This is a genomic window from Streptomyces sp. HUAS CB01 (assembly GCF_030406905.1).
GTDB classification, from domain to species: Bacteria; Actinomycetota; Actinomycetes; order Streptomycetales; family Streptomycetaceae; genus Streptomyces; species Streptomyces chengbuensis.
On record NZ_CP129137.1, the window covers coordinates 7,118,404 to 7,131,395 of the forward strand.

At 74.1% G+C, this 12,992-nt stretch carries 10 protein-coding genes; 5 read left to right on the top strand and 5 right to left on the bottom strand.

The features are described 5' to 3' along the window. Nucleotides 1–82 precede the first annotated feature (82 nt). Nucleotides 83–1,735 carry a BCCT family transporter gene (locus QRN89_RS31030; RefSeq protein ID WP_290352733.1) on the top strand — a complete coding sequence of 551 codons (1,653 nt, stop codon included), beginning with the start codon at nucleotides 83–85 and terminating at the stop codon, nucleotides 1,733–1,735. Between the two features lie 186 nt (nucleotides 1,736–1,921). On the opposite strand, the gene QRN89_RS31035 is transcribed toward QRN89_RS31030, so the two are convergent. Continuing rightward, nucleotides 1,922–2,878, bottom strand: a complete 957-nt coding sequence (locus QRN89_RS31035) for an FAD-dependent oxidoreductase (RefSeq protein ID WP_290352734.1) — start codon at nucleotides 2,876–2,878, stop codon at nucleotides 1,922–1,924. A 66-nt stretch (nucleotides 2,879–2,944) separates the two neighbouring features. Here QRN89_RS31035 and QRN89_RS31040 point away from each other — a divergent pair, with 66 nt between their 5' ends. The 3 genes from QRN89_RS31040 to QRN89_RS31050 all read left to right on the top strand — a co-directional run bounded on the left by QRN89_RS31040 (nucleotide 2,945) and on the right by QRN89_RS31050 (nucleotide 6,632). Further along, nucleotides 2,945–3,967 (top strand): oxidoreductase, encoded by a 1,023-nt coding sequence (locus QRN89_RS31040; RefSeq protein ID WP_290352735.1) that lies wholly within the window; start codon nucleotides 2,945–2,947, stop codon nucleotides 3,965–3,967. Between the two features lie 597 nt (nucleotides 3,968–4,564). Then, nucleotides 4,565–6,202 (top strand): ABC-F family ATP-binding cassette domain-containing protein, encoded by a 1,638-nt coding sequence (locus QRN89_RS31045; protein ID WP_290352736.1) that lies wholly within the window; start codon nucleotides 4,565–4,567, stop codon nucleotides 6,200–6,202. 13 nt (nucleotides 6,203–6,215) lie between these two features. Next, on the top strand, nucleotides 6,216–6,632 hold the full coding sequence (locus QRN89_RS31050) for a hypothetical protein (protein ID WP_290352737.1): 417 nt from the start codon (nucleotides 6,216–6,218) through the stop codon (nucleotides 6,630–6,632). A 277-nt stretch (nucleotides 6,633–6,909) separates the two neighbouring features. Here the strand turns inward: QRN89_RS31050 and QRN89_RS31055 are convergent, their stop codons facing one another. The 4 genes from QRN89_RS31055 to QRN89_RS31070 all read right to left on the bottom strand — a co-directional run bounded on the left by QRN89_RS31055 (nucleotide 6,910) and on the right by QRN89_RS31070 (nucleotide 11,798). Next, complete coding sequence (locus tag QRN89_RS31055; protein WP_290352738.1) at nucleotides 6,910–7,422, bottom strand: hypothetical protein; 513 nt, start codon at nucleotides 7,420–7,422, stop codon at nucleotides 6,910–6,912. Nucleotides 7,423–8,179: 757 nt separating this feature from the next. Then, nucleotides 8,180–10,570, bottom strand: a complete 2,391-nt coding sequence (locus QRN89_RS31060; protein ID WP_290352739.1) for a Tex family protein — start codon at nucleotides 10,568–10,570, stop codon at nucleotides 8,180–8,182. A gap of 116 nt (nucleotides 10,571–10,686) precedes the next feature. Beyond that, on the bottom strand, nucleotides 10,687–10,824 hold the full coding sequence (locus QRN89_RS31065; protein WP_290352740.1) for an LPFR motif small protein: 138 nt from the start codon (nucleotides 10,822–10,824) through the stop codon (nucleotides 10,687–10,689). A 110-nt stretch (nucleotides 10,825–10,934) separates the two neighbouring features. Next, nucleotides 10,935–11,798, bottom strand: a complete 864-nt coding sequence (locus tag QRN89_RS31070) for an SCO6745 family protein (RefSeq protein ID WP_290352741.1) — start codon at nucleotides 11,796–11,798, stop codon at nucleotides 10,935–10,937. Between the two features lie 124 nt (nucleotides 11,799–11,922). Between QRN89_RS31070 and QRN89_RS31075 the strand changes: the two genes are divergently transcribed. Continuing rightward, nucleotides 11,923–12,885, top strand: a complete 963-nt coding sequence (locus QRN89_RS31075; RefSeq protein ID WP_290352742.1) for a GlxA family transcriptional regulator — start codon at nucleotides 11,923–11,925, stop codon at nucleotides 12,883–12,885. Nucleotides 12,886–12,992 lie beyond the last annotated feature (107 nt).

Here is a 12,992-nt window from a genome sequence, read left to right on the forward strand (position 1 = left end):
CGTTTACCCGCGAAAGGGGCCTTCCGTGCCGCACGACGAGTCGCATGACGCAGAACAGCCGGACGGCCGGGGAGATCCGCCGGTGACGGACTTCCCCGTCCGGCCGGAACCGACGAGGAACGGTCCCGTCACGGACCGGGTGGTCTTCGGCGTCACGGCCGTCCTCACGGTCGCGTTCGTGGTCTGGGGCTCCGTCGCCACGGACACACTCGAGCGCGTGTCCAGCGGCATGCTGTCGGCACTCATCCACAACGGCGGCTGGGCGTTCGTCCTGGCCGCCTCCGGCTTCGTGATCTTCGCGCTCTGGCTCGCCATGAGCCGCTACGGACGGATCCCGCTGGGCCGGGAGGACGAGGAACCCGAGTTCCGCACCGTCTCCTGGATCGCGATGATGTTCAGCGCGGGCATGGGCATCGGCCTGATGTTCTACGGAGTCAGCGAACCCCTCGCCCACTTCACCGACCCGCCGCCGGGCACCGATCCCGCCGACGCGGCCCAGTCCATGCAGACGGCGATGGCCACGACGCTGTTCCACTGGACGCTGCACCCGTGGGCCATCTACGCCGTCGTCGGCCTCGCCATCGCGTACAGCACCTTCCGGCGCCGCCGCCGCCAGACGGTCAGCGCGGTCTTCGAGCCGCTGATCGGCAGGAAGCACGCCTACGGATGGGGCGGACGGGTCATCGACATCCTCGCCATCTTCGCCACGCTGTTCGGCTCGGCCGCCTCCCTCGGACTCGGCGCCCTCCAGATCGGCAGCGGCGTCAGCGAACTGGGCTGGATGACCAGGGTGAGCACGGCGCTGCTCGTCGTCATCATCGCCGTGCTGACGCTCGCGTTCGTCCTCTCCGCCGTCTCCGGCATCGAGAAGGGCATCCAGTGGCTGTCCAACACCAACATGGTGCTGGCCCTGCTGCTCGCCGTGTTCCTCTTCGTCGCCGGACCGACCGTCATCGTGCTCGACCTCCTCCCCACCTCGATCGCCACCTACTTCGGCGAACTGCCGCAGCTGATCGGCCGGACCGAGGCGTCCAGCGGTGCCGGGGTCGCCGACTGGCTCGGCAACTGGACGGTCTTCTACTGGGCCTGGTGGATCTCCTGGACACCGTTCGTGGGCATGTTCATCGCCCGTATCAGCCGCGGCCGGACCATCCGCCAGTTCGTCGGCGGCGTGATCCTCGTGCCCAGCGCGGTCAGCCTCTGCTGGTTCGCGATCTTCGGCGGTACGGCGATGACGCTCCGGGAGCGCGGCCGGCTGGGCGAGGAGGCCACGCCCGAGGGCCGGCTGTTCGCGGTGCTCCAGCAGTACCCCGCCGCCACGGTCACGAGCCTGCTCGTGATGGTCCTGGTCGGCATCTTCTTCGTCTCCGGCGCCGACGCGGCGTCCCTCGTGATGGGCACGCTGTCGCAGAAGGGCGCCCTGGAGCCGGGCCGTTCCGTGGTGGTGTTCTGGGGCACCGTCACCGGCGCCGTCGCGGCCGTGATGCTGCTGATCGGCGGCGGGAAGGGCGACGCGCTCGCCGGACTGCAGAATCTCACGATCCTGGTCGCGGCACCGTTCCTCGTGGTGATGATCGCGATGTGCTTCGCGCTGATGCGCGATCTGCGCCACGATCCGATCATCGTGCGCGGCGAACGCGGCGAGGAGGCCGTCGATCTCGCCGTCATCGCGGGACACGAGAAGTACGACGGCGCGTTCGAGCTCCGCATCGGGCCGACCCCACCGGAGAAGTGAACCCGGGCCGCCGCCTGGGGGCTTCCGGCCCGGCGGCGGCCGTGGTCACGGGCCGGCGCCGGGCCTCCGGTCACGGCCGGGCCTCGTCGGACCCGCCGGCAGCTGTCCGTCCGCGTCGTCGCGGGCCGGCTCCCGGCCCTCGTCCGCCGCCGACCGGTCGTCGACCAGGCAGGTCCCACGGGCCCGTCAGCCGGCCAGGTCCGCCGCCGCCCGAGCACACCCCCAGGCGACCGTCACACCCGCCCCGCCGTGCCCGTAGTTGTGGACCAGACGCGTGCCGTACGGCCCCGGAACCGCCGCCAGCCGCACCCCACCCGAGCGCACCGGGCGCAGACCGACCCGGTGGGCGAGGACCGGCGCGTCCGCGATCTCCGGGCGCACACGGGCGCACCGGCGGACGATCGCCTCGGCCGTCGCCGGGTCCGGCTCCGTCGACCAGGCCCCCTCGACCGCGGTACCGCCGAGGACGAGCCGGCCCGGCTGCGGGAAGAAGTACGTCAGCTCGCTCGACGCCTCGTCGGCGGCGGCGAACCACGAGTCGAACCCGGGGTTCTCCACGAGCACCAACTGCCCCCGCACGGGCGTGAGCCGCGGGTCCGGCACCAGCTCACGCGCCGCGAGACCCGTGCAGTTGACCACGACCGGGGCCTCGGCCGACGCCTCGTCGAGCGAACCGGCCGTACGGAGCTCCACGGTGCCGCCCGCCGCCTCGAACCGGGCACGCAGCCAGCCCAGATGAGCGGGCATGTCGATGAGCGGCAGCCGCGCCCGGACCCCGGTGGCGACCCCCGCCGGCCGCTCGCCGGGCGCCGCCTCCCGCACCATCCCGGCGAGTTCACGGGCCCAGGGCCCGAGCGCGGCGGGCGAGACGCCCGACTGCACTCCCGGCACCAGCCGGACCCCGGTCTCCGCCGGCCTCGTCGCCAACTCCTCGTACACCCTCAGCGACGTCAGCGACCACGCGCCGACCAGCGCCGCCGGCTCGATCCGGTACGGCCACCACAAGGCGCCCGCCACCGCCGACGTCGTCGCCTCTGCGGGCTCACGGGTCCACATGCGCACCCGCCGCCCGCGCTCGGCGAGTTCGACCGCCGTCGTCAGCCCGATGACCCCGCCGCCCACCACGATCACTTCGCCGCCCATGCCGGGACCGTAACGGAATCACCGCCACCGCGCTCACATCGCGTCGCGGCCGGGAATACTCCGGACATGTCAGCCCAGTACGCGACGTTCGCCCTGGCCCCGGCCGCCCGGGCCGGGGGATTCCTCGCCGACGGCGGCTTCGAGGTCCACCGCGACTTCCTGGACTTCGTCGTCGACGGCCGCCCCCTGCTCCTCCTGCTCTCCGGCCTCGATGCCGTATCCCCGCTCGCCTCCGACGTGCCCCCGGCGATCCTCGCCCGCCAGGTGCGCGGACTGCTGCTGGAGGCGGAGGCCCCGCTGCCCGGCGGCCGCCACGTCCTCTACGGCTGCCCCGACTGCGAGGAACTCGGCTGCGGAGCCGTGACCGCCGTGATCGAGCGGCAGGGGAACGACGTCGTCTGGCGGGACTTCGCCTGGCAGACGGACGAGACCGCGGACCTGGAACTCAACGGCTACCCCGGGACGGGCCCGTTCCGATTCCGCGCCGACGAGTACCGTGCCGCACTGGAACGGCTCCTCGACGGCGCCGCTGCCGGGCCGCGCCGCCGGGTCCTGCTCATCGGCGCCCGTGCCACCGCCCTCGCCGGGCTGGCCGCCGCGCTCCGGACCATCGGCGTCGGTGCCGACATCGCCCGGGACACGGCGGCGGTCCCGGCGGAGGAACTGCGGACGTACGGTGCCGTGGTCTTCGCCGGCACGGTCACCGAGCCCGACCGGACCGCGGTCAGGGCTGCCTTCAGCGGCGCCGGAGCGGACGTCGTCTGCGTCGACGCGCTCGCCGACGTCGCACCGCTCGTCGTCGCCCAGGTGGAGCAGGCGCTCTACCGGGCTCCCGCCGAACACCGCCGGCTGACCGGCCTCACCGCCACCGGCCGCACGGTATCGGTGACCGTCGCCTCCGTCTGCCGCGTCCGGCTGGTCGCCCACCGCCTCGACCGGCTCCACCGCACCCGTACCCACGAGGTCTTCGACGGCACCCTGGAGCCGGGCACCCACCGGATACCGCTGGACGGCAGCGCCGCGAGGGGGAGGTCGTTCGTGGTGGCGCGCGCGGGCGGGGGTGTCCTGGTGGCGGAGGTGACGGGCTGAGGCAGGCGCGACGGTCGCGGTGGGGCGGTGGCGGCACGCCGAGACGGGCGCCGTGGCTGCGCGGGTGGTGCGCCGAGAGGGGAGTCCTGGGGGTGGTGCGCCGAGACGGTGGTTCCGGCCGGTGCGCCGAGACGGTGGCCGTGGGCCGGCGTCGGACCGCGGGTGGTCGACGGCCGCGCGGGAGGTGTGGCGCTTCGTCGCCGGGGCAGCAGGACCCCGCCGGGTCGCGGACTCGGGCCGGCAGGGGCTCGTGGCGGTGGTCGGGGTGCCGGTGGCGACGGTCGCGCGGGTGTCGACGGCCGGGCGGGGTGGGCGTCCGTCGCCCGGCCGGCCCGGGCCGCAGGGCCACCTTCCCGGCCCGGGCTGCCGGACCACCCGCCCGGGCTCCGGATCCGCACGCCGTCGTACGCCGTACGCGGTGCCGGCCGCCTGGGTGCCGGAGTCCGTCGGGCGGGCCACCGGGTCGCCCCGGCGCGTCCGGCCGGGTCCGGAGGAGTCCCCCGGACCCGGCCGTGCTGACCGTGGTGCCGGTCGCCGGCCGGTTCGCCCGGCCTCCGCACACTCGCCCGGCTGCTCTGACCTAGGATCGGTCCCCTGATGACCGCAACCCTCGTCGCCAAGGACCTCGCCGCCGGACACGGCGACCGCACCCTCTTCGCCGGGCTCGACCTCGTCGTCGCCCCCGGTGACGTGATCGGCCTCGTCGGCGTCAACGGCGCCGGGAAGTCGACCCTCCTCCGGCTGCTCGCCGGGCTCGACACCCCGGAACACGGTGAGCTGCGGCTCTCCCCGCCGACCGCCGTGGTGGGCCACCTGCCGCAGGAGCCGGAACGGCGCGACGGGGAGTCCGTACGGGAGTTCCTCGCCCGCCGGACCGGGGTCGCCGCCGCCCAGAGCGCCATGGACGAGGCCACCCAGGGCCTCGTCGACGGCACGCCGGGAGCCGACGACGCCTACGCGGCGAGCCTGGAGCGCTGGCTGGCGCTCGGCGGCGCCGACCTGGACGAGCGCGCCGAGGAGGTCGCCGGCACCCTGGGCCTCGCCGTCGGCCTCGACCAGCCGATGACCTCCCTCTCCGGCGGACAGGCCGCCCGTGCCGGGCTCGCCTCACTGCTGCTGTCCCGCTACGACGTCTTCCTCCTCGACGAGCCGACCAACGACCTCGACCTGGACGGTCTGGAGCGGCTGGAGGAGTTCGTCAGCGGGCTCCGCGCCGGCACGGTCGTCGTCAGCCACGACCGCGAGTTCCTCACCCGCACGGTCACCAAGGTCCTCGAACTCGACCTCGCCCAGCAGCAGATCACCCTCTACGGCGGCGGTTACGCCGCCTACCTGGAGGAACGGGAGACCGCGCGGCGGCACGCCCGCGACGACTACGAGGAGTACGCCGACAAGAAGGCCGCCCTCGAGGGCCGGGCCCGGATGCAGCGCTCCTGGATGGACAAGGGCGTCAAGAACGCGCGGCGCAAGGCGGGCGACAACGACAAGATCGGTCGCAAGTTCCGCAGCGAGGCGAGCGAGAAGCAGGCCGCGAAGGCCCGCCAGACCCAGCGCATGATCGAACGCCTCGACGTGGTCGAGGAACCCCGCAAGGAGTGGGAGCTGCGGATGGAGATCGCGGCCGCGCCCCGCTCGGGGTCGGTCGTGGCGACCCTCCGTGACGCGGAGGTGCGGCGGGGCGACTTCCGGTTCGGGCCGGTGTCGCTGCAGATCGACTGGGCCGACCGCGTCGCCGTCACCGGTGCCAACGGTGCCGGCAAGTCGACGCTGCTCGCCGCCCTCCTCGGCAGACTGACCCTGGACGCCGGGCACGCGGCCCTCGGCTCCGGCGTCGTCGTCGGCGAGGTCGACCAGGCCCGCCGGCTGTTCCACGGCACGGACTCGCTGCTGGACGCGTTCTGCGCGGCGGTGCCCGACACCGAGCCCGCCGACGTCCGCACCCTCCTCGCCAAGTTCGGCCTCAAGGCGGACCACGTCATGCGGCCGGCGGTGAGCCTGTCCCCGGGTGAACGGACCCGGGCGGCGCTTGCCCTGCTCCAGGGCAGGGGCGTCAATCTGCTCGTCCTCGACGAGCCCACGAACCACCTCGATCTGCCCGCCATCGAACAGCTGGAGTCCGCGCTCTCCTCGTACACGGGCACGCTGCTCCTGGTCACCCACGACCGGCGGATGCTGGACACCGTTCGCACGACCCGGCGCCTGGAAGTGGCGCACGGCAAGGTCACCGAGTCCTGAGGAAGGCCGAGCCATGACGACCGACCCCCTGAACCGGCTGCTGGAACTCCTCGACAGCCTCGAATCCGTCGACGAGGCCATCGACCTCGCGGACGCCGTCGCGGCGTCGGGCGACCGTGCGCTGCTGCCGCGACTGGAGGCGGCGCTGGCACGCTTCATCGACGAAGGGAACTTCTACGCGCGCGAGATGCTGGGCGGTGTGATCGCGTCCCTGGGCGGCGTCGTCACGCTTCCGCTGCTGCTCCGCGCCTCGGCCGTCGACCTCGGCGACGACCAGGACGGCCTGGCGACAGAGATCGTCGCCCTGGTGCAGTCCGATCCGGACGGGGCCCGCGCCCTGCTGGAGCCGCTGACGAAGGACACCGACCCGGTCGTCGCCGAACGGGCGGCCTGGGCGCTGCGCTTTCTGCCGGGGCCCTCGCACGCCTGACCGCGGGAGGGCGCCCTCCGGCGGGCAGCGGGTGGCGGTCTCGCCCTGCCGGGGGCCCGGGACCGACCGCTGCCCGTCCACGCCGGGACGCCCGTCACCGGCGGCCCCCGACGGCCCCGGCGCTGTGCAAGGCCGTGACGGACGCTCCCGGTCCCCGGACAGGACGCTGCCGACCCGCCCTGGACTGCGGAGACACGTAGCCTGATCCCGGCCTCCGGTACGGACGTGACACCCGGGCCGTACGCAGCCCCGTACAGCGGAACGCCGGGCTACGGGATCAGGCCGCCGTGGCGAGCAGTCCGCGCAGCGTGCCCCGGTGGAGGTCGGCGATCGGGGCCAGCAGGTCCGGGTGGCGCAGCAGCGGCGCCGCGCGGTGGTCGCGCTGACTGGGAACGGTCAGTCGTCGCGCGGCCCCCACCGAGCCGGCGCCGTGATGGGTGGCGGCGACGCAGACCGCCGCCGTGGCCGCGAGTTCCGCGTCGGCGAGCAGGCAGGCCGCCCAGCTGACGACGGTCTCGTCCACCCAGCTGCGCCAGACGCGTTCGGCCTCCTCCGGCGGGTGCACGTCGGCGCCGGTGATCTCGTCGAGTCGTGCGGAGCCCCCGGGACCGAGCAGGTGCATCAGCTCCGCGTCCAGCACCGTGGGGTAGCGCAGGGCGGCGGCGATGGTCGCCGCGTGTCCGGCCTGGGCCTCGGCCAGCGCACGGTCGAGCGCACCGGCCTCCGGCGGGAACGCCGAGAGCAGCCAGCGGGTGGCCGCTGCGATGACGGGGGTCAGATCACTGGGCATGCGGGGGAGACCGTCCTTGGCATGTGCTCGCCGTGGTTCTGCCGGGGCCGGCGAGCACCTCGCGCCGGGCGCGCGAGCGGCAGGCAAGCGTAAGGGCGCCGGCTCGCGGGCCGACAGGACGCAGGTCACAGCCGCCCTGCGTGCCCGTGTCGTCACGCGTGGTCGGAGGGACCGGAGGGGCGGGCGGAAGTACGTCACCCCGTGGTTCGCACCGTCGGCCACTGCCGACGTCAGGCGCGGGCCGTCGGGCATTCGCCCCGGGGGGACGCGCCCCGGCCGACCGCCGTCAGCCGGCCGGCGTCCGCGTTCCGTGCCCGGGCTGCCTTCACGGCCGACGGGCAACCGCCGTCCGTTACGTACCGGCCGCCGGGGCACCGCGTCCTGCCCCTCGCCCCAGCGAACCGGAACCGGTCCACGGGGACCGCTCCACGCCGGCGGTCCACGCGAACCTGTCCATCGGAACCGGTCCCTGCGAACCGGTCCCTGCGAACCGGTGCCTGCGAACCGGTGCCTGCGAACCGGTCCACGCGAACCTGCCCACCGGAGACGGTCCATCGGAAACGGTCCACCGAGGAAACGGTCCACCGGAACCGGTCCCTGCGAACCGGTCCCTGCGAACCGGTGCCTGCGAACCGGTCCACGCGAACCTGCCCACCGGAGACGGTCCACCGGAAAGGCGCCACCGGAACCGGTGCCGGCCAACCGTGGCCGCGCGGACCGGCCCCTGCGAACCGCTCCGCACGAACCCGTGGCCGCGTCAGCGCCCCCCGCGGCCCTTGTCGTCCAGGAGGCCGGCCCGGCGCAGGGCGTCCGCCATCGCGCTGTTGCCGGGGGGCGCCGCCTGGCGGCCGCCGCCCGTACCCGAGCCGGCACCCGCGCGGCGCTCGCGGCCGGCCTGACGCTGCTGCGGCGGCCGGCCGCCGCCCTGACCGCGTTCACGGCGCTGGCCCTGGCCGCCACCGCCGCCGGACTGCGCCGCGGCCTCGTCGTCCAGCCGCAGCGTCAGCGAGATCCGCTTGCGCGTGATGTCGACGTCGAGGACCTTCACCTTGACCACGTCGCCCGGCTTGACCACGTCCCGAGGGTCCTTGACGAACGTGCGCGACATCGCGGAGACGTGCACGAGGCCGTCCTGGTGGACGCCCACGTCCACGAACGCCCCGAAGGCCGCCACGTTGGTGACGACGCCTTCCAGGACCATCCCGGACGCCAGGTCGGAGATCTTCTCGACGCCCTCCTTGAAGGTCGCCGTCCGGAACGCGGGCCGCGGGTCGCGTCCGGGCTTCTCCAGCTCCCGAAGGATGTCCGTCACGGTCGGCAGACCGAAGGTCTCGTCGACGAAGTCGTCGGGGCGCAGCGACCGCAGCACGCCGGTGTTGCCGATGAGCGACGCGACCTCGCTGCCGCTCGTCTTCACCATGCGCCGCACCACCGGGTACGCCTCGGGGTGCACGCTGGACGCGTCGAGCGGGTCGTCGCCGCCGCGGATCCGCAGGAAGCCCGCGCACTGCTCGTACGCCTTCGGGCCGAGCCGCGCCACGTTCTTGAGCTCCTTGCGGGAGTGGAACGGGCCGTTCTGGTCGCGGTGGGCCACGATGTTCTCGGCGAGGCCCGTCCCGATGCCCGAGACCCGGGAGAGCAGCGGCGCGGAGGCGGTGTTCACGTCGACGCCGACGCCGTTCACACAGTCCTCGACGACCGCGTCGAGCGAGCGCGAGAGCTTCACCTCGGACAGGTCGTGCTGGTACTGGCCCACCCCGATCGACTTGGGGTCGATCTTCACCAGCTCCGCGAGGGGGTCCTGGAGGCGGCGGGCGATGGAGACCGCGCCGCGCAACGACACATCGAGACCCGGCAGTTCCTGCGAGGCGAACGCGGACGCCGAGTACACCGACGCCCCCGCCTCCGACACCATCACCTTGGTGAGCTTCAGCTCCGGGTGCCTGGCGATCAGGTCGGCGGCCAGCTTGTCCGTCTCGCGGGACGCGGTGCCGTTGCCGATGGCGACCAGCTCGACGGCGTGCTCCTTCGCCAGCCGTGCCAGCTTCGCCAGCGACTCGTCCCACTTGTTCGCGGGCACGTGCGGGTAGATCGTGTCGGTGGCCACGACCTTGCCGGTCGCGTCCACGACCGCCACCTTCACCCCGGTGCGGAAGCCGGGGTCGAGGCCGAGCGTGGCGCGCGTACCGGCGGGGGCGGCGAGCAGCAGGTCCCGCAGGTTCGCGGCGAAGACCCGTACGGCCTCGTCCTCGGCCGCCGTCCGCAGCCTCAGCCGCAGATCGATGCCGAGGTGCACGAGGATCCGCGTCCGCCACGCCCATCGCACCGTGTCCTGCAGCCACTTGTCCGCGGGGCGCCCGCGGTCGGCGACGCCGAAGCGCCGGGCGACCATGCCCTCGTACGTCGACGGGCCGTCCGTGGGCTCCTCGGGCTCCAGCTCCAGGCTGAGCACGTCCTCCTTCTCGCCGCGGAGCATCGCGAGCACACGGTGGGAGGGGAGTTCGGTGAACGGCTCGGCGAAGTCGAAGTAGTCCGCGAACTTCGCGCCGGCCTCCTCCTTGCCCTCACGGACCTTCGCCACCAGCCGGCCCCGGGTCCACATCCGCTCACGCAGCTCGCCGATGAGGTCGGCGTCCTCGGAGAAGCGCTCGGTGAGGATCGCCCGGGCGCCCTCCAGTGCGGCCGCGGCGTCGGCGACGCCCTTGTCGGCGTCGACGAACGCGGCGGCGGCCGCGAGGGGTTCGACCGTCGCGTCGCCGAGCAGACCCTCGGCGAGCGGCTCCAGCCCGGCCTCCCGGGCGATCTGCGCCTTGGTGCGCCGCTTGGGCTTGAAGGGGAGGTAGATGTCCTCCAGGCGGGCCTTGGTGTCGGCGGCCCGGATCTGCGTCTCGAGCTCGTCGGTGAGCTTGCCCTGCTCGCGGACGGACTCCAGGACCGCGGTCCGCCGCTCCTCCAGCTCCCGCAGATAGCGCAGCCGCTCCTCGAGCGTGCGCAACTGCGCGTCGTCGAGCATCTCGGTCGCTTCCTTGCGGTAGCGCGCGATGAACGGGACGGTGGACCCGCCGTCGAGCAGCTCGACGGCCGCCTTCACCTGCCGCTCCCGTACGCCGAGCTCCTCGGCGATCCTGCCTTCGATGGACGTCGTCACGGTTCCCGACTCGCCTTCCGATACCGGCTGTGCCTGGAGGCCGCGCGGACCGGTGCCCGCGCGATCTCTTCGGCTGCATTCTGCCGGGTGGGCGGGGGCCCTGTCGCGCGTCCCCCCTACGCGCGGCGCGTGCGTCGTCCGCGACCGGCCGCCGCGCCGCCGAAGAGTCGGGCCAGCAGTCGGAACGGGAAGGTGACGACGGCGGCGACGATGCCGCCGACGGTCCTGAGCGCGTCGGCGATGGCACGGAACACGGTTGGCCTCCTCGGTTCGGGCACGTTGTCGTGCTCGGTTCCGGGTTGCCGTGCCCCGTGCCGCCAAACGTCCTCCCGGCCCTCGCGACGGCCCGCGGCCGTGCCTGGCGTCAGCCCTTGCCGGTGAGTCCGTCGGGGAAGGCGCCGGCCGCGGCGGCCGCCATGAGGAACCCGCGGCCCAGCTCGGTGAGGCGTTCGACGCCCGCCGCGCCCAGGTGCTCGTACGGCGCGAGGTCGATCCGGTCGGTGTGCTCCTCCAGGTCGGCACGGAGCGCCGTGCCCGCCTCGGTCAGCTCGCCTCCGGCGTCGAGGAGGCCCCGCTCACGCAGCCGGTCGCAGGCGGCCTCCCAGTCGGTGCGCCGCCAGCCGCGGCTGGCGAGGATCCAGCGCGGTGACATGCCCTTGCCGGTCGCGGTGTGGCTGACCAGCGCCTCGAGCGGGTCGAGCCCGGCGGACAGCAGCGCGGTGAGATGGCCGTCGCCGCGGTGCTCGCGCAGGAGCGTCGCCGCGTGCCAGAAGGCGAGGTGCGGTGCCTCGGGCACCGGCAGGTCGGCGTGCGCGGCGTACAGCGGGCGGGCGGGCCTCGTGCAGGCCTCCGTGGCGCGCAGCGCCAGACGGGCCGCCTCCGCCATCTCCGGTGAGGCGACGGTGTCCTCGCCGAGCAGCCGGCGCAGCGTCGCGTCCACCGCCCGCAGCCGCGCGTCCAGCACCGTGGCGGGGGAGGCGGTGTCCCACACCGCGGGGAGGTGCCGGGCGATCAGCTCGTGGCTGAAGTTGTAGAACGTGGCCGCGACCGTGCCCGGTCCGACCGCGCCCAGGGCGGCGGCGCGGCCGGCGAAGTACGCGGCGCTGGTGTCCTCGACACCGATCCCCGCGAGCTCCTTCGCGTAGTCGGGCGAGAAGTACACGGTGGAGTGGAGCGGGTTGACGGCGTTGTGGCAGCGCCGCCCCGCGCGCGGTTCGAGAGAGCTCATGCCCCGCACGTTACCGACTGGTCGGTACGACGTGAAGACTCGGGTTCGCCTCCGAACCCCGATGGCAGGAAAGGTGGGGTGCTCGTCATTGCGGCCATGTGCCGGCTGCCAGGACGATGGAGGCATGCAGCAGCGAACCGTGCTCGTGGTGCTCTTCGACGGAGTGCAGAGCCTCGACGTCACCGGCCCGGTCGAGGTCTTCACCGGAGCCAACCAGGCTCCGCACGCACCGTTCCGGTACGCCGTCCGCACCGCCTCGCTCGACGGCCGGCCCGTGCGCACCTCCAGCGGGCTCACCGTCGTCCCGGACGAGGTCCTCGGCGACGGCGACCCGCCGCACACGCTGATCGTGCCGGGCGGGGAGGGCACGCGCCGGCCCGACCCCGCGCTCGTCGACTGGCTCCGCACAGACGCCCGCGGCGCCACCCGCCTCGTCTCGGTGTGCACCGGCGCCCTGCTGCTGGCCGAGGCCGGGCTGCTCGACGGCCACCGGGTGACCACCCACTGGTCCGTCTGCGACCTGCTCGCGCGTACCTATCCCGACGTGGAGGTCGACCCGGAGCCGATCTTCGTACGGGACGGTGCGCTCGCCACCTCGGCCGGGGTCACCGCGGGCATCGACCTGGCGCTCGCCCTGGTCGAGGAGGACCTGGGGCGCAGGACGGCGTTGACCATCGCCCGCCATCTGGTGGTGTTCCTGCGCCGGCCCGGCAACCAGTCGCAGTTCAGCGCCCAGTTGGCCGCCCAGAGCGCCCGGCGCGAACCGCTGCGCGACGTGCAGCAGTACATCACCGACCACCCGGACGGCGATCTGTCCGTGGACGCGTTGGCCGGCCTGGCCAGGCTCTCGCCGCGCCAGTTCGCCCGCGCGTTCCGCGCCGAGACCGGGACCACCCCGGGGAAGTACGTCGACCGGGTGCGCCTGGAGCACGCCCGCCGGCTGCTGGAGGACACCGGCCACGGGATCGAGGAGGTCTCCCGCGCCTGCGGTTACGGGACGCCCGAGGCGATGCGCCGCGCCTTCGTGAAGGCCCTCGGCACGGCGCCCGCCGAGTACCGGCGCCGCTTCCACGTACCCGCCCGCTGACCCCGCCGGCCGTCGGGACGGCGGGCACACAGGAGGACGACCACCGGACGGGCGCCGGACCGACCGCGAGAACGACCGCCCGGGCGTACCGGGATCGACCGCGAGAC

What these genes read in the sequence shown, in the direction of transcription:
- QRN89_RS31040 (WP_290352735.1), top strand. Translation starts at nt 2,945, where the DNA reads ATGTCAGCCCAGTACGCGACGTTCGCCCTGGCCCCGGCCGCCCGGGCC.
- QRN89_RS31045 (WP_290352736.1), top strand. Translation starts at nt 4,565, where the DNA reads ATGACCGCAACCCTCGTCGCCAAGGACCTCGCCGCCGGACACGGCGAC.
- QRN89_RS31035 (WP_290352734.1), bottom strand. Translation starts at nt 2,878, where the DNA reads ATGGGCGGCGAAGTGATCGTGGTGGGCGGCGGGGTCATCGGGCTGACG.
- QRN89_RS31055 (WP_290352738.1), bottom strand. Translation starts at nt 7,422, where the DNA reads ATGCCCAGTGATCTGACCCCCGTCATCGCAGCGGCCACCCGCTGGCTG.
- QRN89_RS31050 (WP_290352737.1), top strand. Translation starts at nt 6,216, where the DNA reads ATGACGACCGACCCCCTGAACCGGCTGCTGGAACTCCTCGACAGCCTC.
- QRN89_RS31070 (WP_290352741.1), bottom strand. Translation starts at nt 11,798, where the DNA reads ATGAGCTCTCTCGAACCGCGCGCGGGGCGGCGCTGCCACAACGCCGTC.
- QRN89_RS31075 (WP_290352742.1), top strand. Translation starts at nt 11,923, where the DNA reads ATGCAGCAGCGAACCGTGCTCGTGGTGCTCTTCGACGGAGTGCAGAGC.